Source organism: Undibacterium sp. Ji50W (assembly GCF_049340445.1).
GTDB lineage: Bacteria > Pseudomonadota > Gammaproteobacteria > Burkholderiales > Burkholderiaceae_D > Undibacterium.
The window spans coordinates 1-24,856 of record NZ_JBMPOX010000003.1 but is presented as its reverse complement, the minus strand read 5'-3'; the positions used below and the strand labels follow the sequence as shown (position 1 = coordinate 24,856).

General features: G+C 52.3%; 22 protein-coding genes. 10 read left to right on the top strand and 12 right to left on the bottom strand.

Annotation, left to right across the window (positions count from 1 at the left end; translation table 11 throughout):
* Nucleotides 1-132: 132 nt before the first annotated feature.
* Nucleotides 133-2,481 (bottom strand): Tex family protein, encoded by a 2,349-nt coding sequence (locus ACO0K9_RS07065; protein WP_422983228.1) that lies wholly within the window; start codon nucleotides 2,479-2,481, stop codon nucleotides 133-135.
* Nucleotides 2,482-2,921: 440 nt separating this feature from the next.
* Here ACO0K9_RS07065 and ACO0K9_RS07060 point away from each other — a divergent pair, with 440 nt between their 5' ends.
* From ACO0K9_RS07060 to ACO0K9_RS07040, 5 genes are all read left to right on the top strand, one after another.
* On the top strand, nucleotides 2,922-3,920 hold the full coding sequence (locus ACO0K9_RS07060; RefSeq protein ID WP_422983226.1) for an alpha/beta hydrolase family protein: 999 nt from the start codon (nucleotides 2,922-2,924) through the stop codon (nucleotides 3,918-3,920).
* A gap of 185 nt (nucleotides 3,921-4,105) precedes the next feature.
* Entirely contained in the window at nucleotides 4,106-5,635 is a 1,530-nt protein-coding gene (locus tag ACO0K9_RS07055) for a COG3014 family protein (protein ID WP_422983224.1), read from the top strand.
* A gap of 24 nt (nucleotides 5,636-5,659) precedes the next feature.
* On the top strand, nucleotides 5,660-6,061 hold the full coding sequence (locus tag ACO0K9_RS07050; RefSeq protein ID WP_422983222.1) for a YcfL family protein: 402 nt from the start codon (nucleotides 5,660-5,662) through the stop codon (nucleotides 6,059-6,061).
* Between the two features lie 54 nt (nucleotides 6,062-6,115).
* Entirely contained in the window at nucleotides 6,116-6,730 is a 615-nt protein-coding gene (gene lpoB / locus ACO0K9_RS07045) for a penicillin-binding protein activator LpoB (protein WP_422983220.1), read from the top strand.
* A 20-nt stretch (nucleotides 6,731-6,750) separates the two neighbouring features.
* Nucleotides 6,751-7,572: a hypothetical protein gene (locus ACO0K9_RS07040; RefSeq protein ID WP_422983218.1), complete on the top strand. Its 822-nt coding sequence runs from the start codon at nucleotides 6,751-6,753 to the stop codon at nucleotides 7,570-7,572.
* A gap of 85 nt (nucleotides 7,573-7,657) precedes the next feature.
* Here ACO0K9_RS07040 and ACO0K9_RS07035 read toward each other — a convergent pair whose 3' ends face one another.
* From ACO0K9_RS07035 to ACO0K9_RS07020, 4 genes are all read right to left on the bottom strand, one after another.
* Complete coding sequence (locus ACO0K9_RS07035; RefSeq protein WP_422983216.1) at nucleotides 7,658-9,259, bottom strand: alkaline phosphatase D family protein; 1,602 nt, start codon at nucleotides 9,257-9,259, stop codon at nucleotides 7,658-7,660.
* A 153-nt stretch (nucleotides 9,260-9,412) separates the two neighbouring features.
* On the bottom strand, nucleotides 9,413-9,829 hold the full coding sequence (locus ACO0K9_RS07030; RefSeq protein WP_422983214.1) for a hypothetical protein: 417 nt from the start codon (nucleotides 9,827-9,829) through the stop codon (nucleotides 9,413-9,415).
* A 34-nt stretch (nucleotides 9,830-9,863) separates the two neighbouring features.
* Nucleotides 9,864-10,190 carry a hypothetical protein gene (locus ACO0K9_RS07025; RefSeq protein WP_422983212.1) on the bottom strand — a complete coding sequence of 109 codons (327 nt, stop codon included), beginning with the start codon at nucleotides 10,188-10,190 and terminating at the stop codon, nucleotides 9,864-9,866.
* A 138-nt stretch (nucleotides 10,191-10,328) separates the two neighbouring features.
* Complete coding sequence (locus ACO0K9_RS07020; RefSeq protein ID WP_422983210.1) at nucleotides 10,329-11,000, bottom strand: energy transducer TonB; 672 nt, start codon at nucleotides 10,998-11,000, stop codon at nucleotides 10,329-10,331.
* Nucleotides 11,001-11,447: 447 nt separating this feature from the next.
* On the opposite strand from ACO0K9_RS07020, the gene ACO0K9_RS07015 reads away from it, so the two are divergent.
* Together ACO0K9_RS07015 and ACO0K9_RS07010 are read left to right on the top strand one after the other, a co-directional pair.
* Entirely contained in the window at nucleotides 11,448-12,095 is a 648-nt protein-coding gene (locus tag ACO0K9_RS07015) for a response regulator (RefSeq protein ID WP_422983797.1), read from the top strand.
* A 25-nt stretch (nucleotides 12,096-12,120) separates the two neighbouring features.
* Complete coding sequence (locus ACO0K9_RS07010; RefSeq protein ID WP_422983208.1) at nucleotides 12,121-13,626, top strand: HAMP domain-containing sensor histidine kinase; 1,506 nt, start codon at nucleotides 12,121-12,123, stop codon at nucleotides 13,624-13,626.
* Between the two features lie 40 nt (nucleotides 13,627-13,666).
* Here ACO0K9_RS07010 and ACO0K9_RS07005 read toward each other — a convergent pair whose 3' ends face one another.
* Complete coding sequence (locus ACO0K9_RS07005) at nucleotides 13,667-14,590, bottom strand: intradiol ring-cleavage dioxygenase (protein WP_422983206.1); 924 nt, start codon at nucleotides 14,588-14,590, stop codon at nucleotides 13,667-13,669.
* A 207-nt stretch (nucleotides 14,591-14,797) separates the two neighbouring features.
* On the opposite strand from ACO0K9_RS07005, the gene ACO0K9_RS07000 reads away from it, so the two are divergent.
* Nucleotides 14,798-15,487, top strand: a complete 690-nt coding sequence (locus ACO0K9_RS07000; protein WP_422983204.1) for a response regulator — start codon at nucleotides 14,798-14,800, stop codon at nucleotides 15,485-15,487.
* Nucleotides 15,488-15,489: 2 nt separating this feature from the next.
* On the top strand, nucleotides 15,490-16,671 hold the full coding sequence (locus ACO0K9_RS06995) for an ATP-binding protein (RefSeq protein ID WP_422983202.1): 1,182 nt from the start codon (nucleotides 15,490-15,492) through the stop codon (nucleotides 16,669-16,671).
* 18 nt (nucleotides 16,672-16,689) lie between these two features.
* Here ACO0K9_RS06995 and ACO0K9_RS06990 read toward each other — a convergent pair whose 3' ends face one another.
* From ACO0K9_RS06990 to ACO0K9_RS06965, 6 genes are read right to left on the bottom strand one after another with little or no spacing between them, the layout of a single operon-like run.
* A complete protein-coding gene (locus ACO0K9_RS06990) occupies nucleotides 16,690-18,060 on the bottom strand; it encodes a sensor histidine kinase (RefSeq protein ID WP_422983200.1) in 1,371 nt (456 codons plus the stop codon).
* Nucleotides 18,060-19,397: a sigma-54-dependent transcriptional regulator gene (locus tag ACO0K9_RS06985; protein ID WP_422983199.1), complete on the bottom strand. Its 1,338-nt coding sequence runs from the start codon at nucleotides 19,395-19,397 to the stop codon at nucleotides 18,060-18,062. Before ACO0K9_RS06985 ends, ACO0K9_RS06990 begins: the two co-directional genes overlap by 1 nt.
* 25 nt (nucleotides 19,398-19,422) lie before the next feature.
* Nucleotides 19,423-20,670 carry an ABC transporter permease gene (locus ACO0K9_RS06980; protein WP_422983198.1) on the bottom strand — a complete coding sequence of 416 codons (1,248 nt, stop codon included), beginning with the start codon at nucleotides 20,668-20,670 and terminating at the stop codon, nucleotides 19,423-19,425.
* Nucleotides 20,671-20,677: 7 nt separating this feature from the next.
* A complete protein-coding gene (locus ACO0K9_RS06975) occupies nucleotides 20,678-21,979 on the bottom strand; it encodes an ABC transporter permease (protein ID WP_422983196.1) in 1,302 nt (433 codons plus the stop codon).
* A gap of 11 nt (nucleotides 21,980-21,990) precedes the next feature.
* Nucleotides 21,991-22,743 (bottom strand): ABC transporter ATP-binding protein, encoded by a 753-nt coding sequence (locus ACO0K9_RS06970; protein WP_422983194.1) that lies wholly within the window; start codon nucleotides 22,741-22,743, stop codon nucleotides 21,991-21,993.
* Between the two features lie 19 nt (nucleotides 22,744-22,762).
* A complete protein-coding gene (locus ACO0K9_RS06965; protein WP_422983192.1) occupies nucleotides 22,763-24,031 on the bottom strand; it encodes an efflux RND transporter periplasmic adaptor subunit in 1,269 nt (422 codons plus the stop codon).
* 425 nt (nucleotides 24,032-24,456) lie between these two features.
* On the opposite strand from ACO0K9_RS06965, the gene ACO0K9_RS06960 reads away from it, so the two are divergent.
* Nucleotides 24,457-24,591, top strand: coding sequence for a hypothetical protein (locus ACO0K9_RS06960; RefSeq protein ID WP_422983190.1), 135 nt, complete (start codon nucleotides 24,457-24,459; stop codon nucleotides 24,589-24,591).
* Nucleotides 24,592-24,856 lie beyond the last annotated feature (265 nt).

The following is a 24,856-nucleotide window of genomic DNA, read 5'->3' as shown; positions in this document are numbered from 1 at the left end:
ACTTGTGTTGCAGCAAGTGCGAGCTTGTCACATTATTTCGCAACACTGGTCAGACTGTCACAATTTGGGACAGTTGGATAAATCACATATTCCTTCCCTTCAGGGGGAAGGAATATGCAGGCTGCAATATTATTACCCACGCAATTTCGCAAACGCCGCAGCCATCGCATTGCCAGCAGGTGCTGGTGCCTGGGCTTGTGAACGGTGTTGATTCAAGCGCTTGGCATCGTTACGGTCGCCGCGCTGTTCAGGTTTGCTGCCGGCTACCGGTGCCGCATCCGTCAGGCGCATGGTTAGCGCAATACGCTGGCGTTTTACATCCACTTCCAATACCTTCACCTTAACTACCTGGCCAGCCTTGACCACGGTATGCGGGTCTTTGACAAAGGTGTTCGACAGCGCCGAGATATGCACCAGACCATCCTGGTGTACACCGATATCAACAAAAGCGCCAAAGGCGGCCACGTTGGTAACCACGCCTTCCAGTATCATGTCTGGACGCAAGTCCTTGATTTCTTCCACGCCATCTTTAAAGGTGGCAGTAGTGAATTCAGGACGTGGATCACGACCCGGTTTTTCCAGTTCGCGGATGATGTCGGTAATGGTAGGCACGCCGAATTTTTCGTCGGCATATTTGGCCGGGTTCAAAGATTTCAGCAAGCCAGCATCACCAATAACACCCTTCACGTCCTTCTTGATGTCAGCCAGAATTTTTTCTACCAGCGGATAAGATTCAGGATGGACTGCGGATGCATCCAGCGGGTTGCTGCCGTTCATGATGCGCAAGAAACCGGCTGCCTGTTCAAAAGTCTTGTCGCCCAGACGTGGTACTGCACGCAAGTCAGAACGTGAGCTGAACATACCCTTGGCATCGCGGAAATTGACGATGCTTTGCGCCACGCTGGACGACAGGCCGGAGACACGCGCCAGCAAAGGTGCAGAAGCAGTATTCACATCCACACCAACCGCATTTACGCAATCTTCGACAACTGCGTCGAGCGAGCGCGCCAGTTGGGACTGGCTGACATCATGCTGGTATTGACCCACACCGATGGATTTGGGATCAATCTTCACCAGTTCAGCCAATGGATCTTGCAGGCGGCGCGCAATCGATACGGCACCACGGATGGATACATCCAGGTCAGGCAATTCTTTTGAAGCAAATTCAGATGCGGAATACACAGATGCACCGGCTTCAGACACGACGATCTTGGTCAGCTTGAGTTCAGGCTTGAGCTTGATCAGGTCACCCGCCAGCTTGTCGGTTTCACGCGAAGCCGTACCATTGCCGATAGAGATCAATGAGACATTGTGTTTGGCCGCCAGTTGCGCCAGGACGTGCAGCGAACCATCCCAGTCATTGCGTGGCTGATGCGGGTAGATCGTCGCATACTCAACCACTTTGCCAGTGGCATCAACGATCGCTACTTTGACACCGGTACGCAGGCCAGGGTCAAGACCCATGGTGGCGCGCGGGCCGGCAGGTGCTGCCAGCAACAGGGCTTTCAGGTTACGGGCAAAGACATTGATGGCTTCGATTTCTGCGGTTTCACGCAGCTTGCCCATCAATTCAGTGTCCAGATGCATGAAGACTTTCACGCGCCAGGCCCAGCGCACGGTATCGACCAGCCATTTGTCGGCAGGGCGGTCTTTCTGGCTGACACCAAAGCGGGCGGCGATGCGGCTTTCGCAAGGGTTCAGTGGGGCATCCCATTTTGGTTTTTCTTCTTCGCTGTCCAGACGCAGGGTCACCGTCAGCATTTCTTCGCGGCGGCCACGGAACAGGGCCAGCGCACGGTGAGAAGGGATAGTGCCCAGGGTTTCGGAATAATCAAAATAATCGGCAAATTTTTCACCGGCCTCTTCTTTGCCAGCGACCACCTTGGATTCCACAATGCCGTGGTCATTCAGGTATTCGCGCAAGGCTTGCAGCAGGGTTGCATCTTCAGCAAAGCGTTCCATCAGGATTTGGCGGGCACCATCGAGCGCGGCTTTGGCATCTGGCACGCCGGGGTTGTCGCCATTGTCGGTGGTGAAGGCCGGTTTCAGATAGCTTGCTGCTTCTGTATCTGGGTTCAGCATGGGGTCAGCCAGCAAGGCATCGGCCAGTGGCAACAGCCCGGCTTCAACGGCGATCTGGGCCTTGGTGCGGCGTTTGGGTTTGTATGGCAGGTACAAATCTTCGAGACGGGTCTTGTCTTCGGCATGGGTGATGGCATCCAGCAGTACCGGCGTCATCTTGCCCTGTTCTTCTATGGAAGCAATGATGGCAGTACGGCGGTCTTCCAGCTCGCGCAGGTAGCGCAAGCGCTCTTCCAGCAGGCGCAACTGGATATCATCCAGGCCACCAGTCACTTCTTTACGGTAACGGGCGATAAACGGGACGGTCGCACCTTCGTCCAGCAAGGCAACAGCAGCGGCAACCTGAACTGGTTTGGCAGCCAGTTCTACGGCAAGTCTTTGTTCAATCGAAGGCAACATAAATCCAGAATCCAGACAATAAAAAAGCAATCAAGGCGCAGATGATACGCAATTTGCGACTTTGCGCCAGTCTTGACATGGGCGCGGACTAAGGTTAGAAGAGTGAGATTGTTAAAAACACAGCATTGAATTTCGCTGCTGCTACCTCTGGAAACTGCTTTAGCCCTTCTTGCAGCGTCCCTGAGGTTTCCTTCTCCACTTACCAAGTTTTACAGGATACTGCTTACAGGAATGATAAAGTCGAGCATTGCAATATCTATTTTGCTACTTATCAACCGGTGCGTGCATCGCATTACGACGAACGTGGCCGCCTACAAGCTGAGTGCAGTTGGGATGAAAACCACAAATAATTGTCGGGTGATCAGCTTGATGAAGATGTGTCACACAAGGCATTTTCAAAAAGGGGTTGTATTGCGCGGTAATCAGCTAAGCCACGGCACATGACTATATTTGATTTCAAATACCTGCGTAGACATGCATCCGTGCTGATCAGCATGATACTGTGCTGCCTGCTATCCGCTTGCAGCATGGCCGAACTGCAACGCGGACGGACGCTAGTGCAACTGAGTCAATTCCAGTTCAGTGATGGTGGCAAGGCGATTTACTATCAACTGGAAAAAAAGCCCTGGCGGCAACAGGATGCCGATGGCACGCTGGCGAACCTGATCTTTGTGATTTCCGGTTCGGACTGCGTCAGCATGGGCGAATTTCTGCCGCAGTATTTTTCTGGTCTGGAAGGCGAGTCTGGTCGTACACGCATTCTTATTCTGCACAAGCGACATATTTTTCCTGGTTCAAATGGCCAATCATGTGGTGACGCATTTGTGCGTGCCGATTACCCCTCGCGCTGGCAGGCAGATCAACTGCAATTCATGCGAACGCAACTGGCCAGCCTGCAGCAACAGGGCATCACACCCAGGCGCGTGATTGTGTGGGGAGTGTCTGAAGGTGCGGAGCTGGCGCCGATATTGGCGCAACAAATACAGGCGACGCATCTGGTGTTGCTCTCGCATGCAGGCATGAATGCACTGGATGCTTATCGTTCGCTGGCCACACATCACCCCCATATGCAACAGGGCTGGCAAGCCTTGCAGAGCGCATTGCTGACGGTGCCGGCTGATCAAGATGCCCTACGCATTCATGGACGCAGCTGGCGTTACTGGTCTGAAATTGCAGCTATTCCGCAAACGCAGAATTTGCTGCATGCAGGCATACCCATCTTCCTGGCAGTGGGGGAAGCCGATCCTGTGATACCTCCCGGTGCCGTCGATAATTTGCAGCAAACCTTTAGTCTTGCCGGCAAGCAAATTCATATCAGTCGCTTTCCCGGCGTGGGGCATAGTCTTGCTGGCAAGGACATGAATCGCCTGCCGGATTTCATGCATCAGGTGGATAATTGGCTGGTGGAAACAGATGCACACAAAACTTCCATGCACTAATGTTCTTTTGAGATAAGTTAATTACAACTCGTTACACAACTGTATTTTTGTAGCAGTTCTTTCAATGACAATATGGCATAGCCTTACTATACTCCGTGGCTGTGCTTGCGCCGTAGTATGTTGAAGGAAGCGTCTTGCATGTTGTGCCTTTTCGTTTCTCTCAAAAAAAAATCATAATCATAACTATGCGCCTATCGACTGTCTCCTATACCCCTATTGTCGCGGCACTATTGCTCGCCGGTTGCGTGACTACACCAACCCATGACAGCAAAGTGGCAGCTTCTCTTTCTGTTGCCAAAAGTGGCCAGATCGACGAAGCGATCAAACAAGTGGAAGCACAAACACAGGGCAATAATAAAGCTGATCTGTTGCTGAACCTGGAAAAAGGTGAACTGATGCGCATAGGCAAGCGCTACAAGGATAGCCTGGATGCGTTCGATGTTGCCGACACCAAAGTGAAGGAATGGGAAGAAACAGCCAAGTCTTCGCCGCAGAAATTGATGGGCCAGATCGGCGCCACCATTATGGGCGATGCCAGCCTTGACTATGAAGGCCAGGACTATGAAAAAGTCATGCTGACCACACGCATGGCCATGAACCGGCTGAACCTGGGTGATCTTGATACGGCCCGCGTCGATATCAAGCGTACCCATGAACGCGAAGCCGTGATCGCCGAATTCCGCGCCAAGGAAACTGCAGAAGCTGAAAAAGAAGCAAAAGACAAAGGCGTCAGCACGTCAGGCAAAGAACTCAATGGTTATCCGGTAGAAACCTTGAATGATCCCGAAGTACTGAAACTCAAAAATGGCTACCAGAATGCACTCAGCCATTACATGGCAGGTTTTGTGTATGAAGCCCTGAATGAACCTGGTCTGGCCGCACCTGGCTATCGCAAGGCGATAGAATTGCGCCCTGATTTGCCGGTGCTGGAAGATGGCCTCAAGGGTCTCGACCAACGTACCAGCTTCCGTCGCAAAAAAGGTGTGACTGATGTCTTGTTCATTATCGAAGCCGGCAATTCGCCAGCGCGTCAATCCAAGAAAATTGCTTTCCCGGTACCTACTGGCAGGGGTTTGGTGACGGTGTCCTTCGCTTTCCCGGTGATTTATCCGGATACCAATGCGCCTGTGATTGACAGTGTGCGTGTCGGTAACCAGGTGTTGCCAACGGCGCTGGTGACCGACTTCAATGTCATGGCCCGCAAGGCATTGAAAGATGAATTGCCCGGCATACAAACACGCGCCGCGATTCGCACCGTGACCAAGGCGGTGGCACAGGATCAGGTCAACAAGAAATTCGGCGCTCTTGCCGGACTGGCAGCAAACGTCGCCGTCGCCGCGACTGAAAGCCCGGCAGATGACCGCATGTGGCGCAGTCTGCCAGAACGCGTTTTTGTTGCGCGTGCCTTTATTGCACCTGGTGAATATGAAGTGAACTTTTCCAACCGCCCAGGTGACAGCATGAAGCTGACGGTGGATGGTCGTTACATGGTAGTACCGGTCCGCATGTATCAGGACAAGACCTATCTGGGCGACCAGGCAAAGTTTGGCAGCGTGACACCAGTGGCACAATTGCAGGCCGAGCCAGAAGCCAAACCTGCGGAAACAGCAAAAGGCAAGTCCAAGACCGCAGCAAAAGCAAAACCGGCAGCCAAGGCTGCTACAGCCACAGCAACCACCAGTACTAGCAGCACCAGCAGTGCCAAATCCAATTGACATCCAATTGATAACAGAGGGTATATGAAACAGTTTTCCAAACAATTTGCAGCATGCGCCGCTCTGGTTGCCGCCTGTTTTGCCACACCAGTCATGGCGGATGATATTCCTAACGCCGTTTCTCCCGGCATTGCCGCCAAGCTGATCGTGCGTGGCACGCTGGAAGGCGTCCAGGTGACCGACCTGCGTTCACAACGCAAAAATGATGTCCTGGTGGTACAGGCAGAATTGGTCAATCAAATCGTCAAGGATGTGCGCGTGTATTACCGCTTCCGCTGGACAGATGCCGCAGGCATGCAGGTAGGTGACGGTGAAGTATGGAAACCCTTGATGATACTGGGCAAGCAAAGCCAGTTCATCAGAGGCACAGCCTATGGTCCGCAAGCGACAGACTTCAAGATTGAAATGAGCGCAGAACCACGCTAAGTGGATACAGATTTTGCAGAGTTGAAACAGATAAAATTTAATTACGGAGCACCTATGAAAAACATTTCCTCATTGTCCAAATCCTGCGTCATGCTGGCGCTGGTGTGTGCCTCACTCAGCGCCTGCCAGACAAAATTGTCTCAGCCTACCGTCAGCCTGGCGCGTCAGACCACCTATGGCGACAACAAGGCAGTAGAAACAGTTACCAATGAATTCGGCTCCACTGACTTGCAGATGATTGCAGAAAAAATGGTCGGTTCTCTGCTGGAAGATCCGGTATTGGCAAATCGCCCTACCATGACACTGGCCGGTGTACGCAACAAGACCAGCGAATACATCGATACCAAATCCATCATGAACAGTATCCAGACTGCGCTGGTAAAAAGCCGCAAGGTCAAGTTCACCCGCAGTGCCGATGAAATGCAGCAAGGCGTCGATGAGTTGCAACGTCAAAATCAAAGTGGCCTGTACAAAAATGATGGCAAGGCAAAAATCGGCAACATGACAGCCGCCAAGTATTCCCTGGAAGGTGAGATTGTGTCCATCGTCAAGCAAAGTGCAAACACCAAAGACGTGTTTTATAAAATGACCTTGAAGTTGTATGACGTGGAAGATGGTTCCATCGAATGGCAAGACGAAAAAGAAATTCGTAAAACTTCCAAGCGCTAATCCTTCAAAAAGGAAATACGATGTTGAATTTGAAAAAATTGGTGGCAGGCCTGTTTTGCTCGGTCACTGCATTCAGCGCTTATGCGGCTGAACCAAAAATTGCCGTGACTGATCTGACATACGAAGAAAAAGTCAGTGAATATTTCCATGTGGTGTCTGCTTCCAGCAAAAGCAGTGTCAAGGGCAGCTATAGCGAGCGTGAAACGGATCGCAGCTATTCACAACGTGGCAATGTGAACGCCAAGAGCGAAAGCAATTACTACGAAGCTGAAGGCTTTTATACCTATATTGACCGTGGCGAACTGAAAACCTATACCGCCGACCTGAAAGGTTCGCTGATCAAGGGCGGTGGCGTTACGCTGGTACAGGCACGCCCCTATGTTGGCAAGCCTATGGAAAAAATTTACGACATCATCGGTCGTATCAAACAGGGTATGTATCCAGGCGCTGATTATGTCTTGTTTGGCACGCTGAGCAATATCCAGTTCCGCCAAGAAAGCAATCAACTGCAATACGGCAATTCCATGACAGCCAGCCTGTCACTCGACCTGGTTGCCGATTTCAGCCTGATCAATACCAAGACGTATGAAGTCAAGGCCGCTTTCAGTGCCAGCGGTTCAGGCGTTGACACCAAGATCATCAGCCGTGCCGGTGACCGTGTGGTGTTCAATCGCGGTAAAGTCATGCAAGAGACTTCGCGCACGCTGGCAGACAATGCCTACAATGAGTTGATGGTGCAGTTCGGTTATCCACGCGGTAATAACCGTGGACAGAATGTCCGCATGCAGGGCCAGCCAGTGACACCGGTGCAAAATCCTGAGCCGGTGACTGTCTATAAGTAATTGATTCAGTTTTTATGTAAAAAATGGCTGACCTGATAGTCAGCCATTTTTCATTTGCGCTGGGTGAAGAATGATTTGATCGAACTTAAACCTCAGGATTGATATCAACCTTGTACAGGTTCTTGCCATCAATATCGTGCAGGGACACCGTCATCACCTTGGTTTTTGCATCGATTTTGGCGATGCCAAAGAATTGCAGTAAATCTGCTGGTGAGCGATTTTGTTTCAGGTCTTTCGGTACGCTGACATAGCGCACGTCGGGGCCAAAGGTCTGGTCGACTTCGTTGGGGCCAAACGTGCCTGCGTTCAGTGGGCCACCGACAAATTCCCAGAATGGCTTAAAGTCGGTAAAGCTGGCTTTGCCGGGTGAATAATAAGTGGCTGCGGCATAGTGCACATCAGCAGTAACCCACACCACGTTCTTGATATTGTGCTGCTTGATGAATTTCAATAGCTCTGCAATTTCCAGCTCGCGTCCCAAAGGTTTGCCATTGTCGCCATTGGCCCAGGCTTCAAATGTACCTTGTGGCACGTCCGGGTTCAGGTCGGGCACCACCAGGGAAATTGGCATATCGCTTGCGATGACTTTCCAAGTCGAGCCTGAACGCAGCAGGGCCTGTTTCATCCATTGCAATTGTGCCTTGCCCAGAAAGGCCGCATCCTTGTCCAGCCTGCTTTGACGATTGGGAGAATTGGCACCGCGATAGCTGCGCTCGTCCAGCATGAACACTTCAAGCATGGGGCCGTAGTTGAACATGCGGTAAATGCGCCCGGGATCGTTCTCGTCTATGCGATAGGGATTGTATTCAAACATCGCACGGCGGGAATTTTGCGCAAGTGCATTTAAGTCGCGTTCGTGATAACGCTTTTCCGCAGCACCGATTTGCTGGCCCGGATACCAGTTATTGCGTACTTCGTGATCATCCCATTGCACCAGAAAAGGCACTTCGGCGGCAAAGCGTCGTTTATTTGCGTCGAGGAAGTTATAGGCAAAATTACCGCGATAATCTTCCAGGGTTTCTGCGACTTTGGATTTGGCTGGTGTCACCAGGTTATTCCACAGGCTGCCATCGTCAAGTTTGACTTGCGCCTGTATCGTCCCGTCAGCATAAATCTGGTCGCCGGAATGAATAAAAAAATCAGGCTGGAAGCGACGCATACTTTCATAAATCCGGTATCCGCCAAATGCCTCATTGATACCCCACCCCTGGCCGGCTTCATCGCCTGAAAATGCAAAAATGATGTCGCGCGCCGTGCCGCCTGGTATCAGCAAGCTGCCTTGTACGGGTTCGCTGTTTGCCGATGGATTTTGTAAATCCTGAAAGCGCACGCGGTAAAAGGTACGCTGACCAGCAGGCAAGCCACTGAGGTCCATGCGTGCCGTGTAATCGCTGCCAGGTAATGCCAACGGGCCGCTGATGCTGCGCGCATCTTTGAAGGTTTCATTGCTGGCATACTCAAGCAACATACGGGCTGGCCTGTCGGTGCGACTCCAGATGATGGCCTTGTTGCCGGTAATGTCGCCGCTCATGACACCACAAGGCAATTGCGGTCGCAATTTATCTGAGGTGATATAGGCCGGTGACAAAGCAAATGCCGGCAAGCTTGATCCACCCAAAAGAGTGCTGGCGCCGACGGTGGCCTGGCGTAAAAACTGGCGACGGGAATTCTTGCTGAGTTTTTGCATGGCTTTACAGAGTTGGCTATGAATGCTTTAGAAATCTCTGGTTGCGTGTAGCGAGTGGCGTACGCCTGGGTTCAGCAACGCAGTTTACAAGACTGCATCATGAACACAACAGACCTTAAGTTACGCTACATCGTCACTCAATCCGGGTTTTCGTCATTGTAGGGCCTCTGTATGACTAGATGATGTCAGTTTCAGCGTGTTTTGACGGCGAGACTTACGAAAATCGGTAACGGTGAGGGCCGTGACTAACAGCATTCCCAAGGGTAATAACCAGGCACAGATCAAGACCATGACGCCGAAATAACCGAGATAAGGCGCTCGTGCCAGTGTCCCTTCATAGGGATGAAATTCCATGGTATCAGTTGGGTCACGGCGCTGACCATCCAATACCTTGACCATCAGGACTGCCGATTTGTACGGTGTTGTATGCTGCTCTTGAATATGGAAAGCCATGCCAGGCCGCCCCGTCTGCGCATAGTGTAGATTCGCGACTTCGGTGGCCCAACAACTGGCCTGACCCATTGGCAGCAATATCAGGCAACTCAGCAAGATGAAGATTTTCCTGACCATTGCAGTGTTTTTTCTGCCGAAAAAAAGCTTGCCTTCATACCGAGCACCAGGTTTTTCTGGTCAGGAATTGTAATGCCGTTGCGTCAGACAGATCCAGTGCAGGCATCGGTTTTTCTGGCGCCTGGATTTTGCCAGCACCATGAATCACGCCCAGTTTCACCTTGCGTAACTTGACGTTGACGGTAATCAGGGTTTCCATCCTTTTTTGGCTAATTTCATTAAACGTCGCCAGCCAGTAGATATCATCAACTTTCAGGGTTTCTGCCCTGATGTTGTCGCGAACCGGATCTGCGCAGGGCAGGCCAAAACTATTATCGTTGCCAGTTGTCCTGGAAATGATGTCGACAGATGTGATAGTCATGATTTCGTGTGTCCTTCGATAGCTCGTGGAGTCGGTTTCATTAATTCGATGCAAGTGTCTGGTATCTGGGCAAAAAAAACGTCTGGTCAGCAATGACCAGGTATCGGGTTTCATTTGCTGACCGGGCGTTGCAAGAAATCATCCATCTATCTTCCAGACATACTGCACCTTGGTCCAGCTTTGCTGCGGTACGCCATCAATGGTGCCAGGAGTGAAGCGGCATAAGGACAGGGCCTGGCTTGCAGACCGGTCGAGATTGCGATGGCCACTGCTGGCTTCGGTTCTGGTGTCCATTACACGGCCATTGGCACCGATGAGCATGGCCAGGGTCACTGTTCCCTCTTCGCCATTGCGTATGGAGCTGGCAGGATAGACAGGTTTCTCGCAGCGACTCATGTCGACTACCGCAGCCACGTGGACTGGCACCTTGGCTTGCACGGGTAAATCGCTGGTGCCGGTGGTTTCGCCACCGCTGCCGGCATCTCCTTTGCCGGGATTAATCCTGGCCCCATCACTGTCTGTTGTTTTTGGTGGGGGCGTATGAATGACCGGGCCATCAACGACGGGTGGGTCGATGACAGGAAATTTCAGTGGTGGTGACTTGGTCGGTTCAATAACAGGATCATGTGTGACAGTTTTTTCCAGCTTGGGCTCTTCAAATTTTACGATCAGTGGATCAACATGGGGAAGCGTAATCTTGATCTTCATGTCGTTTAGTACCACCGCCAGCAAGACCACATGCAATGCCGCGACGACACCCAAACGTGACAGGCGTTTGAAGGACTGATGCTGGTGGTTTGTGAATTCCATATTTTTCTCCAGGTTTGGGGTCAGGCCAGTCATGGGTTTTTATTCAAGCCATGCTGGTTGTTAGCCTGGACAGGCACTCGATTCCCTCTTTTTCTATTGGATGAAGTGAAAAGAAGTTTGATGTGCAATCCATGTGCTTTAATGTAGCAATTAAAAATGCTTTTGAAAAGCATTTAAATTTCAATGTGAAAGAATTTATCTTGCTATTTCTTGAGTGAGTGTTGTTTTTTGATCCAAAAAATCAGGTTTAAATGCTTTATTGGCAATTTAGTCAAAGAGCCTGGTGAAGCTGCGTAGTTTGATGGAGGGGATGCAATAGCGAAGAAAAGCGGAAAAATGAGGGATAAAACCGTTTGGCAGGTATTGAAGGGTGATATTGCTAGGGAAAAGCATTATCATTGCATGTAAAGGGTAATTTACTCTGCTGGACAGGGAAATAGTGTGAATATGCAAAAACAAAACGACATCAAAGTATTACTGGCCGACGATCACCCTATCGTGATGACGGGCTTTGCCATGTCGCTCAGCAATCTGGGAATAAAAGTGCTGGGTCAGGCCAAAACCCCGCAAGAAGCGTTTGAACTCTTTGCGACCCTGCAGCCCGACGTGGTGATACTGGATATACGCTTTGGTGCCGAACTGACAGGACTCGACGCTGCGCGCAACATCCTGGCAAAATTTCCCGTTGCGAAAATCATTTTCCTCAGCCAGTTTGATCAGGATGCCCTGATCAAGGAAGCCTACAGGCTGGGGGCCAAGGCTTTTGTCACCAAGGATTGTGATCCAGCCGATCTGGCAAACGCCGTGCAACGCGCTCATCAGGGCGAATTGTATTTCTTGCCGCATATTGCTGAACGGCTGGCGAACCTGTCTGTGCGTGGTGATGAATCACCGCAATCCCTGTTGAGTGAACGTGATCTGGAAATTTTCAAGTTGATGGCAGAAGGCCTGACCAATGCCGAGATTGCCGAGCGTCTTGAGCTGTCGCTGAAAACCATCAGCAATGTCAGCCAGACCATTAAAGAAAAACTCGGTGTGCACCGGCCTGCATATATCACCAAGCTGGCCGTCAAGCATGGCTTGATCGCCCCGTGATGTTGTCGTCAGCGATGGGCTGCTGATGTTGGGCGCAGCTATCTTCAACTGGAAGAATTGGGGCATACGCACGCGGCTGATATTGATCACCTTGCTGCCGGTGATTTACATGTTCTGTTCCATCGTCTGGTATTCGTATCACTCGCGTTTGCAGGAAGCCCGCACGGAACTGGCCGAGCGGGCCTATGTCGTGTCTACCGCGCTGGCAGAAAGCGTGGAATACAATCTGCTGTCCAAAAACATGCCCGGCTTGAGAAGCACGATGACCGATGTCATGCAGTCAGATCACAGTATTTTCAGGATCGATGTGCTGGATATAGACAAAAAAGATATCGTCCACATCATTTCCGCCCGTCGCGTGCAGAGTGATGAAAGCTATGTCGAAGTCCCGATCAAGAAGCAGATGGTATGGGTCAATATCCTGAAAGACCCGACGAATGCGGGATTGGCCGCGCGCAGCATGGACGGTGAAAAAAAAGCTGGAAAAGACAGCGACATCATCGGCTACGTGCGGGTCACCATGTCGCCCACGCGGATACAGGAAAAGCATAGCCAGCGCTTCCAGTTTGAACTGGCCCTGAGTGCACTGGCGCTGCTGGTCAGTGCCATGGTGGCGGTGTTCCTGTCGCAAAGCCTGACCTACCCTTTACAGCGATCGATAGAAACCTTGCGTGAAATACGTGAAGGTGATTATTCCACCACACTGGAATTGAGTACTGGCGGTGAACTGGGGGACTTGCAGACTTCCATCAACACCATGTCGGTCAGCCTGCAGCAAGCCAAACAGGATCTGGAAAACAAGGTGCAGGAAAGAACCAGGGACTTGCTGGAGTCGCGCAATGATGCCCTGAAAGCGAATGCAGAAAAAAGAAAGCTGATACAGAAAGTGCATACCATCGTCGAAGATGAACGCAAGAGCATCGCGATAGAGATTCATGATGAGTTGAATGCATCCCTGATCGCGGCACGGCTGGAATCGCAACGCATCCTGCATCTGGCGGCGCAGATGACGCCAGGTGCGGTGGCAGATGAAATACAGGAAAGAGCCAAAGCCATCACCACGCTGACACTGGATCTGTATGCCAATGGCCGCAATCTGGTGCGTCGCCTACGCCCTGAAGTGCTGGACATGCTGGGTTTGCAGGGGGCAGTCGAGGATATGCTCAGGCATTACAACAGCAATGCACAGGGGTGCCAGTTTCACTTTGATAGTGAAGGCGATTTTTCTCAGCTTGACAATGCACTGGCAATTTCCGCCTACCGCATTATTCAGGAAGCCTTGTCGAATGTACTCAAGCATGCCCAGGCCACGCAGGTGGAAGTGGCATTGACGCTGATGCCTGAGCAACAGGTATTGCAGATCGAGGTCAGTGATGATGGTGTCGGCTTCGACATCGGCCATAGTACTGCAGGCATAGGTATTACCGGCATGCGCGAACGGGTGGCTGCCTTCAACGGCGAATTTGACTTGCACTCTGCCAACGGCCAGGGAACCCAGGTTACCATACGCCTGCCGCTGACAGCTGCGTGAAGGCAGCTGTCAGCAAGAGACAAACAAAGGGCCACAAATCCTATACAGAAATTGCCACGGACAAAGTGACGACGTAGCCTTGCGTCGCATTGCCGGTCACGCTGACCATTTGCAGGCTGGTGCCGTCACTGAATACATTGTCGGTTGCATACGTGATCTGTGCCAGATTGCGTACGCTGGCGGTGTAGCCGGTGGCCAGATAGGCTTCATTCAGCGTCGCCATCGGGAAAGTGAATTGCGAGGTTTTCACCTTATTGTTGGCGCTGCTGATTTTAGTCAGGCTTGGGTACACCTCAAAATGCACATGCGGTATGCGCCCTGAATAACAGCCGGGGAAGATGGTCGTGAAACTGACATTGCCGCTGCTGTCGGTTTCCTGCACGCCACGCAAATAGTTTTCAGTGGTGATACCCGATGAATACATGGAGTAATTGCCGTCACGGTCGCAATGCCACAGATAAATCGCATATCCTGCGAGGGATGCACAACTGGTTTTGGTATTCACTAATTGCAATTTGATGGTCAGCGGCACACCGGCAGCAACCGCACTGGCACCGGCAATGCTGGAGCGTATGTCACTGCGCACTATGCCTGACAGCAACAGTGCGTTGGCAATGCTGCTGCCATTGCTGTTACTGCCATCACCAGGATAGGGGCCGGCCGTTTCTTCCGGAATGACGGTACATGAGCCAGTGCCGGTGCTTGTTCCTGTAGTAGTACCGGTGGTTGTGCCCGTGGTGGTACCAGTAGTTGTACCGGTACTGGTGGTCGTCCCGGTTGTGGTCGTAGTTGTCACCGTGGTGGTGCCAGTCGTGGTGGAACTGGCATCGCTACTACCGCCTCCACATGCCAGCAGGGACATGGCGCTACCGGCTGACAGCCAGCGCAGCATCTGCCGTCTGTTGGTCGCCATTTGCAGCAGAGTGTTCAGGTCGGTTTCGAGGTGTGGGCTGTGCTTGTCCATGGTATTTTTATGTGGAAGTTGTGGTTGTGGTATTTTGTTCTTTCCACTTGTAAAGCGCCGTAAATCGAACGTAAAGATAGGTAAGGAATTTGTGTAATTGGTCTGAAATGACTGTAAAAGCAGGTAAATTTGCCAAAAATCCAGACGAATTTTGCTATGATTTACAGACTCGCATAATAATTTTATATTGATAACTGACCGCTCCCGATGACCAAGGTATTACTCGCTGACGATGATGTCGAACTGGTAGGCATGCTCAAGGAATACCTTGAGCGTGAAGGCTTTGTCATTACGACAGCGTATGATGGTGAGCAGGCAGCAAAGGAAGCTTTGTCTGGCGAGCATGAAATTGCCGTACTGGATGTGATGATGCCGCGCATGAATGGTATTGATGCCTTGCGTCGCATTCGTGCCGAAAGCCGCATCCCGGTGCTGATGCTGACCGCCAGGGGGGATGACGTCGACCGCATCATCGGTCTGGAGCTGGGGGCAGATGATTACGTTCCCAAGCCTTGCACACCGCGTGAATTGCTGGCCAGGTTGCGCGCCATCTTGCGACGCACTCAGATCGGCGTCAATATTGAGCATGACCGTCAAACCCTGGTGGTGGGATCCTTGCAAATATGGCCAGGACAACGCCGGGCGGAATGGAATAATAAATTGCTGGACCTGACCAGTACCGAATTCAGCCTGCTGGAATTGCTGGCAAAAAATGCCGGACAGACCGTCAGCAAGAGTGATTTGTCGGAACAGGGGCTGGGCCGGCCCCTGACCAGGTTTGATCGCAATATCGATGTACACCTGAGCAGCATACGGCAAAAAATCAGTGCATTTTCCGATGGCCGCACTGTCATACAGACGGTCTACCGGCAGGGTTATATGTTGACCCGCGAGTAATCATGGGGCGATTGTTCTGGAAGTTTTTTTTCTTTATCTGGCTGGCGCAATTGACTGCAATTGCCGGTATCAGCATGACTTTCTGGCTCAAGCATCTTGACCAGGACAGCAATATTTCCGCACGCAGCCCCGATTTTGACAAACCCCCTCTGCACGGTGATGGTCCGCGTTTTTCTGATGGCGAACAACGGTCGCGGCCTGGCTTGCCGCCACGAGGGGAGCCACCACCCAGAGGCGGGCCGCCAATGCGCGGGCAACCGCATGATGAAAACTCGCGCGCACTGGTGCCCATGGTAGGAGCCTTTTTTGCCAGCTTGCTGTTTGCTGCCCTGATGGCTTGGTACATGGCGAAACCAATACGGCGACTGAGCGAAGCTTTTCACGCACTGGCAGGCGGCAGCCTGCATACACGCATAGGTGACAGCATGGGGCAGCGCCAGGATGAATTGACGGCACTGGGCCGTGACTTTGACCGCATGGCCGAACAGTTGACGGGTGCCTTGCAGAGTCAGCGCCGCCTGTTGCACGATGTGTCACATGAATTGCGTTCGCCATTGGCGCGCTTGCAGGCGGCGATCGGCCTGGCAAGACAACAACCACAAAAAGCCGAAGAATATATGACCAGGATGGAGCGTGAAGCCATACGCATGGATAAGCTGGTGGGCGAACTGCTGACCTTGTCCAGGCTGGAAGCTGGCGCCAATATAGGGCAAGACCTCATCCACATGGATGAACTGATGTTAGAGCTCATGGATACCGCCAGCTTTGAAGCGCAGTCCGTACAGAAAAATTTTGTCACCACCTGCCAGCCAGAACGGCTGGCCCAGGCTGGTGTGGTGGGCAAATATGAGTTGTTATACCGCGCATTTGAAAATGTATTACGGAATGCCTTGCGGCATACCCGGCCGGGCAGCACAGTGACACTGGAAGTGGCGGTGCTGAGCAATGAAATCCAGGTGACGGTGTTGGATGAAGGCAGTGGCGTGCCAGAAGCAGAACTGGATAATATTTTCAGGCCGTTTTATCGTGGCCATGATGCCGAACGCAATACCGATGGGTATGGCCTGGGCCTGGCGATTACCCAGCGCGTCATACAGGCACATGGTGGCCGCATCGTGGCCAGTAACCGTCAGACGGGTGGTCTTTCCATGCGTATGAGCTTGCCGCTGGTCGGCACGCAGTAAGCAAAGTCCTGAGTGTATTTACCTGATCGCATGCTTGACAGGCAAAAACAGGCTGACTGACAGCCCGCCACCATCCCGGTTATTCAGAGTAATCCGACCGCCATGGGCTTCAATGATTTCACGTACCAGCGCCAGCCCCAACCCGGTGCCGCTGCGTTTGGTGGAATAGAATGGAATCAGCGCATTCGACATCACGGTATCTGTCATGCCGCTACCCCTGTCCATGATTTCTATACGGGCGATATCTTGCACGACTCGTATGGCCAGACAGACTTCGTTTTCTGCTGAACCCGATTCATGGGCGTTCTTCAACAGGTTGAGCAGGGCATGTTCCATTTGTGCTGGATCGACACTGATGCTTTCATCGGGTATGTTGCCGGTGATCGTGAATGCGATTTGTGATTTCAGGCCGTTGATAAAGCGCGTCCAGTTGATACTTTCCAAGCGGGGTGTAGGCAGTTTCGCAAATCGGGCATAACCATCGATAAAACTTTCCAGATGGCGTGTGCGCTCTTCGATGGTGTGCAGGATGGCGGGCAGGCGTTCTGTTTGTCCGCGTCGCACCAGTTCTGCTGCCGAATTGGCCAGCGAGGCGACGGGGGCCAGTGAATTATTCAATTCATGGCTGATGACCCGTATGACTTTCTTCCAGGTCTGCACTTCCTGGCGCCGTAATTCCACGGTCAGGTGACGCAGCAGGAACAATTCATGATGCCGCCCATTCAGACTGAAATGGCGGCGCGCCAGATGATAGACTTCTTCCTCTTCTTCTGCGCTGGTTGCACTGACCGTGAACAGACCGTCACCGCTGCGCTGTATGGCTTCGCGTAAAGACGGCGAGACCCGGGTCAGCAATTCATTGAAATGATGGCCTTCCAGTTTGCGCCCCTGGTTCAGTAATTGCCGGGCAGCGATATTCGCAAATACGATCACGCTCTGGTCGGTAATCAGTAGCATGGCTACCGGTGTATTTTGCAGCATGGTGTCGAGCAACAGCTCGCGTTGCACCAGGTCCAGGCGCTGGCTGCGCAATACATCACCCAGCGCATTGTGGGCGTCGACCAGCTCCCCCAGTTCATCCGCATAAGGCCAATGCACGCCGAAAGAAAAATCATTGTCCTGATAACTGATGACCGTACCGGCCAGTGCATGGAACAGCCGTATGACAGAGTGCAACTGGCTGCGTATGATGACCAGGCCAACCGGCAGCATCACCAGCAGGCTGAGTGAGACCGCCAGTAAGGGATGTAGATCCAGCCAGTAGTGCAGGGCCGTTGTCAGTGATACCGCCAGTGTCAGCAAGCCTGCAACGCTGAGACTGAGACGGCTGATCAATGACGGTACCAGCGTTTTCCCGGTTTTACTGTGGCTGCTGGATGAGTCTGGCATCATGCGTTGCGGTTGATGCCCAACCTGTCCATGCGGCGATACAGGGCTTGCCGGCTCAGCCCCAGTTCGGCGGCTGCCTGCGCCACGACGCCACCAGCCCTGCTCAGTGCACGTTCTATGGCTTCCTTGTCTGGTTCATTGTCGCTACTGGCCCAGGAGGTAGTGACAGGCAAGCCTAAATCGGCTGGCACGATCTCGTTTTTAGCTGCCAGCAGGCAGGCGCGCTGCAAGACATTTTTCAATTCCCTGACATTACCTGGCCATGCATATTGCTGCAGACAGTTTTGTGCCGTCGGGTGCAGGCTTTTGCCGTCGGACAGAAAATAGTCTGCCAGTGGCAAGATATCGCCCGTCCGTTCAGCCAGCGGTGGCAGATGCAATTCGATCACATTTAACCGGTACAACAAGTCTTGCCGGAAACTGCCGGCCCTGATCATGGCTTGCAAGTCAGCATTGGTTGCACTGAGTACCCTGACCTTGACTTGTCTTTCCTTGTTGGACCCCAGGCGTTCGAAGCGCCCGGTTTCCAGTACGCGCAATAATTTCATCTGGCCTGCCAGCGGCAGGTTGCCGATTTCATCGAGAAACAGCGTACCGCCATCGGCAGCTTCAAACTTGCCTTCGCGGGCCTTGCCAGCACCGGTATAGGCACCTGCTTCTGTTCCAAACAATTCAGCCTCGATCAGCTCAGATGGCAGGGCGCCGCAATTCAGGATGACAAAGGGGCCATCCCTGACACTGGAATTGGCCTGGATGATTTGCGCTATCCTTTCCTTGCCTGCGCCATTGGGGCCGGTAATCAGCACCGGCACATCAGCACGTGCTACCTGGCAAGCCATGCCCAACACGCGCTCGGTGGCGGCATCATTCCAGACCAGCCCGCACAGGTCGAATTTTTGTTCCAGCTCGCGTTTTTGCTTGCGCTCTCTTTGCAGCCGCTGCTGCAGGGCACGGTTAGTCTGGCCCAGCTCTATCAGGTTGCGTACCGTTGTCAGCAGCTTCTGATCATTCCAGGGTTTGCCCAGGTAATCTGCTGCGCCCGACTTGATTAGGTCGACGGCGGTATCGAGATGGGTCCAGGCTGTCAGCAACACCACTGGCAAGTCTGGAAAACGCTTGCGAATTTCGCTAAACAAAGCCTTGCCTTCTTCACCAGACGTCGTGTCTGCGGTAAAGTTCATGTCCTGTATCACCAGATCGACGGCGTGCTGGTCCAGCATCGCCAGACCCTGCTCTGGCGATATGGCACAGATCGCATCGATATCATGCAGCGAGAACAGTACTTCCAGTGCCACCGCGACGGTGGCGTTATCATCAATAATCAGTACGGTAGGCATGGTCAGTGTTTAGGTTTTCAGTGCTTCAGGTACTGCGGGTGGCAGTTGCCGGCGAAATGGCTGCTGCACGTGCCGCAGGACCCACAACCGCGATGATACCAAGTATCCAGAAAATAACACTTCCTACTATCAAATATTGCACAGGCAACTTGGCCAGTTCCAGTTTGCTGACCAGAAGCTGGTTCAGGGCGATCGCCAATGCCACACCAAAGAAGATACCGATACTGGTGATCATGATATTTTCCATCACGAAGTACCGCAGGATATCGATGCGGCGCGCACCCAGTGCACGGCGCACACCGATATGTTTGCGGCGTTGTGTCACCCACAGGCTGGAAATACCGACGATGCCACTGGCAGTCACCAGCAAGAGCAAGACGCAGACGGCTATCAGCATCCAGGCCAGGCCATTGTCGGCGCGATAGCGTCTGGTTCTGTCTTCTTCCAGGGTACGCATATTGATAATCAGGGGTGTCGCAGACGATTTTCTGAGTGCCATCTCAACATCCTTCATGACACGTTCACGCTGGCCAGGTTCGGCACGAACCGAATACTTGGAATACGGGTCATTCGACATACGCATGGGCAATATAACCGAACTTTCACCCGTAATACCGAGTTGGGCTCCATGGGTTTGCAAACGGTCAAGCACACCGATAATACGTGTTGCATTTGCGTCGTCACCCGTACCAAAATAAATGGTTTTTCCTACGACACTTGCCTGGCTGGGAAAAATTTTCTCTGCAAGGGCCTTGGTAATGATGACTACGTCAGGAAAATCCTTGCTGGTGCTACTGTCAATTTCACGGAATTCAATCTGATTGAAATCCCGCCCGTCAGCGAGTTTCAAACCCCAGAGTTTCATCACAGATTCGGAAGCCGTATACATCGACACTCTGGCGCTTATGCTGGCCTGTTTCCTGTCCAGCGAAACGCCAGTGGTACTGCCGGACCAGGACAATGGCGTCTGGTTGACCCGTGTGACACCCTGCACGCCAGAGACGCCGCGTATGGTCGCTTCATCCTGCTTTTGTGTGGTGATCTGTTCCGCATGTTCGGCAACTTTCCGGTTGCTGAGATTGATGGAAAACAGATCATTTTCTTCTGCAACGCCGCTGGGGCGCGCCACCATCTCCATGCGCAGTTTAACGATGTACACGGCGTTCGCTAAAATTGCCAGGCTGATGGCGACCTGCAGGGCTACCAGGATGGCACCGGTCTTGCTGCGCAGTAGCGCAGACAAAATGGGTCGGATTTCCAAATTGAGTTTCATGGTAACCTCATTGTGATTTGAGTTGTATCGCGGGGGTCACCTGACATGCGCGCCAGGTCGGGAACAATCCCGCCAATATGGCTGCAGTGACTGACATCACGAAGGTAATGGTCAGCATTTGCCAGTCCATATGTGCCACAAGGGTAAGTTGTTTCGATTGCATGGCGATCAGGGCAAGCGCGCCAAATGCCAATAGCAGACCGGTGAGACCGCCGGCCAGGCCGACAACACTGCTTTCGATGAGAAATTGATTAAATATCTCTTTGCGGGATGCGCCCAGCGCACGCCGTACGCCGACTTCTGATGCCCGCACCGAAAATTTGGCCAGTAAAAGTCCCACCGTATTCACCAGGCACAATAGCAGAAAGCCAAAAGCCAGCCATGCAGACAGCTTATTGTCGTTGCCAACCACTTTGGATTCATCCAGCCATTCCATGACATTGAACAGTTTATTTTTTGCCTGACGCATGTAACGACCCAGTTTGCGCTGTTCAGTTGCGTAATTATCGAGATAGCTTTGCAATTCCTGACGCTGGCTTTCTGACTTTAATTCAAACCAAAAGTATAGCCATGTGCATTCAGAATCCAGTCTCCCCTGCCAGCCGGGTGCGTAGTCGCTAGTACAGCCCATGCTGCCAGCGTGGACGATTTCATGCCGGATGGCGCTTGCAAGAGGAACGAAGAACTCCTCCTGCATGCCAAATGTTGTATCCCGATAAAAGCGTGGGCTGAGCTCCCAGGTGTCTAGCACGCCGACAATCTGGAACTGGTGGCCTATCATGGTCAGGTACTGGCCAACAGGATTGGTTTTTCCATACAGTTTTTCAGCCAATTTTTTTCCAAGAACGACAACGTCCGCAGCTTTTGCGTCATCGTTGTCAGTCCATGTCTGTCCATACAAAAAGGGTGCATCAAACATGGCGAAAAAATCTTTAGTCACGGCGACACCTTCCGATGCCATCGCGGGCAGGTCTTTGCGTGCCGGTTCTATAGCCATTAATATGCCGTACAGCGCCGTACGCCTTTCCCCAATTTTGGCTGGCAAGTGATTCATGACATCCCGGTAACTCATTTGGTGATCATGTGGTTCATCACCGGGGTTATAACCTTTCAATGGACCGTTGTCCATCAAGGGCATGAGCAGACGCCTGCTTTTCTGGGGGATCGGATCACCCGACATCACATGCAGGATGGTCAGAGTGGAAATGCTGGCAGCTACGCCAACCGCAAGGGTCAGCACCATCAGCGCAGTCAGGGCCGGATTGCGGCGCAGACTACGTATGCCCAGGAAAAAATAATATTGAAACATGTCACTGCTCCTCAGGCGACGGCCGAACGATCGACTTCATTGGCAGAATCGTCTGCCTTGCCTTCAGCCTTGGCGTCATATAGCGAAGGCATCTTGCGCACCAGATCGCTGACCTGACCATCGATAATGTGGACATTGCGCTGGGCACGTATGGCCAGTTCGGGGTCATGCGTTACCATCAGGATGGTCGTGCCCTTGGCATTGATTTCTTCCAGCAATTCCATGACGCTGCGAGCCATCTGGGTATCCAGGTTACCGGTAGGTTCATCGGCCAGTAACAGCTTTGGTGAACCGGCCAGTGCGCGTGCAATGGCGACACGTTGTTGCTGGCCGCCCGACAATTCGGCTGGAAAATGTTTCATGCGCGAGGCCAGGCCAACCTGCGCCAGTGAGGCTTCTATGCGTTCCTTGCGCTCGGCTGCATTAAAACCGCGATAACGTAGTGGCACGTCGACATTGTCGAATAAATTCAGATCAGGAATCAGGTTGAAACCCTGGAAAATGAAACCCAGTTTTTCATTACGCAAGCGGGTGCGGGCATTGTCATTCATACCTTTGACATTGATGCCGTCGAGCAGGTAATCACCATCATTGAATTCTTCCAGCAAACCGGCGATGTTCAGGAAAGTGGTTTTGCCGGAACCGGACGGGCCGGTTACAGTCACAAATTCACCTTCCTTGACATGGATATCAAAGCCGCGCAGGGCGTGGGTTTCTATCAGATGGGTACGGTAAACTTTGCTCAGGCTTTTCATGCGTAACATGGGATATTCCTTTTCTAAATTAATTATTGATAGAAACGCTGGTAGCGTTTTCAAATGTATCGGTACCAGAGATCACGACCTTGTCGCGGTCCTTCAAACCACTGAGAATTTCTACTGCAGAGATACTGGTTGCACCCATTTTGATAGGGCGGCGCTGGGCAACGCCGTTTTCTACGACATAGGCAAAACGTCCACCGTCTGCCTCAACAAAGGGGCCGCGTGGCAAGATCATGACGTTGGCTTTTTCTTCCATCAACAAGCGGGCTGAGACGCGCTGGCTTTGACGCAAGCCTTCAGGTTGCTTGCCACTGAAACGTACTCTGGCGAGTATCTGGTTCTTCACCACTTCCGGTGAGATAGCCGTCAAGCTACCCATGATCTTGTTATTGTTGATCATGATTTCTGCCTTCATGCCCAGGCCAAGGTCAGTCATATACGATTCAGGAATTTCCACTTCGACTTCCAGTTGCGACAGATCCACCAGGGTCATCAGCGCAGTATTGGCGGCCACTACACTGCGGTTGGAAATTGCCAGGCTACCGATGATGCCGTCTACTGGCGCACGTAATTTCAATTCTTCGACACGGCGTTTGGCATAGTCCAGACTCAGACGCTGGCGCTGTAACTGGCTCATTTTTGTTTTCAGTTCCAGGCTCACATCTTCGCTTTCCAGATCGGCTGCCTGGGCCGCATGTCTGGAACGTATTTCCGTGGAATGCATGGCATCCTGGGCTTTCAGGAAATCGTTCTTGGCGACCACGCCAATGACACCAGCAGCTTCTATGCGCTGGAAGGCACGTTGTGCTGCCACGCGATCTATTTCTGCCTGGTCGGCATCACGACGGGCGATCAGCTTTTGCTTTTTGGCCAGTATCTGCTGGCGAGCGACTTCGGCTTCCAGCTGTTCGGTATTGGATTGCTCGCGTTTGAACTGGTCGGTCAGGTCAGGCGATTCTATCTCGGCGACGATGTCACCTTTCTTGACTGTTTCACCAGCGCTCACCTTCAAGGTGACCGTGCCGCCAGCACTGGAATACAAGGTCGGGCTGATCGCTGCCACAATCCTGCCATTGACTGCTGCATCCCTGACCAGAGTGCCGTGAGTCACTTCCGCAATGCGCAGGCGCGACGCATTCACCGACTGGCTGCTGCTACGCCAGGCAGACATCAGCAACACCAGGGCGGCGATGCCAGCCAGGCTGGCACCTGTCACCATCAACAGGCGCTTGCGGGTTTGTCCCGTATTGGTGGACAACACGGTATCTTGGGCTGAGGTATCTCGTATCATGATGTGCTAATTAATTGGAATGCATGAAGAATGCATAACGTTTAGCAGAAACCATGCCAGTTGTAAGTCATTGAATAGTAAGGGAAATATTTTAGTGCGACTTGTCCGCCCCGTCCGGTATTTGTCCGCGTGACAAGCAGACAGCCGTGGTGGAAGGGCGAGCGGACAGTAGAGAGGGAGGCTGATAAAGCAGGGCGAACGAGGCAGGCAGAAAACTTACCCACAAGCTATCCACAGGTCATCCACCGTTTTGGGCAGACTTATACAGGACTTGTCCACAGCCTGGTTGCAACTTATTTGCCACTGATCTAACTCAGATGACGTCGCAAATGCTGGTCGAATATATTTTCGTGGTGGCGGTTATGTCAGGCGCATGAGCCTATACTGGTTAGTCACCAAATTCTTGGTGTTACCAGGAGATTATCGTGAGTAAGGTACAACAGAGTAATAAAGAGACTAAGAAGCAGGCCGCCAGCACACCTAAGGAAAAGAAGGCAGCCAAACAGGCCAAGAAAGAGGCTTCGACGGTTATTCCGTGGACGCAACGTAACGTTGCCTGATCTGACAATCTGATCCGTGGCTGGCACCGGCTAGCTGCCGCTCCCATCACTGCCCCTCATTTACCCTCCGTCACATCTGGCGGTAAAGTAAGGGGCAGCTTCGGTCAAACTGCCTCATCCAGTTTGACGTCTGTTCATCCCCCTCAAACCGGCATAAACCTGGCCAGATACTCAGGCGAATTAATAAACTGCCCGATGAGCGTGACGGCATCCGCGCCCGACTGAGCCAGCAAAGCATTAAAGGTCGCCGCATCCGGTGCATGTC

Bases quoted from the DNA above. Each gene is read 5' to 3' on its own strand.
- ACO0K9_RS07040 (WP_422983218.1), top strand. From the start codon at position 6,751: ATGTTGAATTTGAAAAAATTGGTGGCAGGCCTGTTTTGCTCGGTCACT.
- ACO0K9_RS06985 (WP_422983199.1), bottom strand. From the start codon at position 19,397: ATGCCTACCGTACTGATTATTGATGATAACGCCACCGTCGCGGTGGCA.
- ACO0K9_RS07010 (WP_422983208.1), top strand. From the start codon at position 12,121: ATGTTGGGCGCAGCTATCTTCAACTGGAAGAATTGGGGCATACGCACG.
- ACO0K9_RS06995 (WP_422983202.1), top strand. From the start codon at position 15,490: ATGGGGCGATTGTTCTGGAAGTTTTTTTTCTTTATCTGGCTGGCGCAA.
- ACO0K9_RS07005 (WP_422983206.1), bottom strand. From the start codon at position 14,590: ATGGACAAGCACAGCCCACACCTCGAAACCGACCTGAACACTCTGCTG.
- ACO0K9_RS07050 (WP_422983222.1), top strand. From the start codon at position 5,660: ATGAAACAGTTTTCCAAACAATTTGCAGCATGCGCCGCTCTGGTTGCC.
- ACO0K9_RS06975 (WP_422983196.1), bottom strand. From the start codon at position 21,979: ATGTTTCAATATTATTTTTTCCTGGGCATACGTAGTCTGCGCCGCAAT.
- ACO0K9_RS07025 (WP_422983212.1), bottom strand. From the start codon at position 10,190: ATGACTATCACATCTGTCGACATCATTTCCAGGACAACTGGCAACGAT.
- ACO0K9_RS07035 (WP_422983216.1), bottom strand. From the start codon at position 9,259: ATGCAAAAACTCAGCAAGAATTCCCGTCGCCAGTTTTTACGCCAGGCC.
- lpoB (WP_422983220.1), top strand. From the start codon at position 6,116: ATGAAAAACATTTCCTCATTGTCCAAATCCTGCGTCATGCTGGCGCTG.
- ACO0K9_RS07065 (WP_422983228.1), bottom strand. From the start codon at position 2,481: ATGTTGCCTTCGATTGAACAAAGACTTGCCGTAGAACTGGCTGCCAAA.
- ACO0K9_RS07055 (WP_422983224.1), top strand. From the start codon at position 4,106: ATGCGCCTATCGACTGTCTCCTATACCCCTATTGTCGCGGCACTATTG.
- ACO0K9_RS07015 (WP_422983797.1), top strand. From the start codon at position 11,448: ATGCAAAAACAAAACGACATCAAAGTATTACTGGCCGACGATCACCCT.
- ACO0K9_RS06970 (WP_422983194.1), bottom strand. From the start codon at position 22,743: ATGTTACGCATGAAAAGCCTGAGCAAAGTTTACCGTACCCATCTGATA.
- ACO0K9_RS07030 (WP_422983214.1), bottom strand. From the start codon at position 9,829: ATGGTCAGGAAAATCTTCATCTTGCTGAGTTGCCTGATATTGCTGCCA.
- ACO0K9_RS06980 (WP_422983198.1), bottom strand. From the start codon at position 20,670: ATGAAACTCAATTTGGAAATCCGACCCATTTTGTCTGCGCTACTGCGC.
- ACO0K9_RS06990 (WP_422983200.1), bottom strand. From the start codon at position 18,060: ATGCCAGACTCATCCAGCAGCCACAGTAAAACCGGGAAAACGCTGGTA.
- ACO0K9_RS07060 (WP_422983226.1), top strand. From the start codon at position 2,922: ATGACTATATTTGATTTCAAATACCTGCGTAGACATGCATCCGTGCTG.
- ACO0K9_RS07020 (WP_422983210.1), bottom strand. From the start codon at position 11,000: ATGGAATTCACAAACCACCAGCATCAGTCCTTCAAACGCCTGTCACGT.
- ACO0K9_RS07000 (WP_422983204.1), top strand. From the start codon at position 14,798: ATGACCAAGGTATTACTCGCTGACGATGATGTCGAACTGGTAGGCATG.
- ACO0K9_RS06965 (WP_422983192.1), bottom strand. From the start codon at position 24,031: ATGATACGAGATACCTCAGCCCAAGATACCGTGTTGTCCACCAATACG.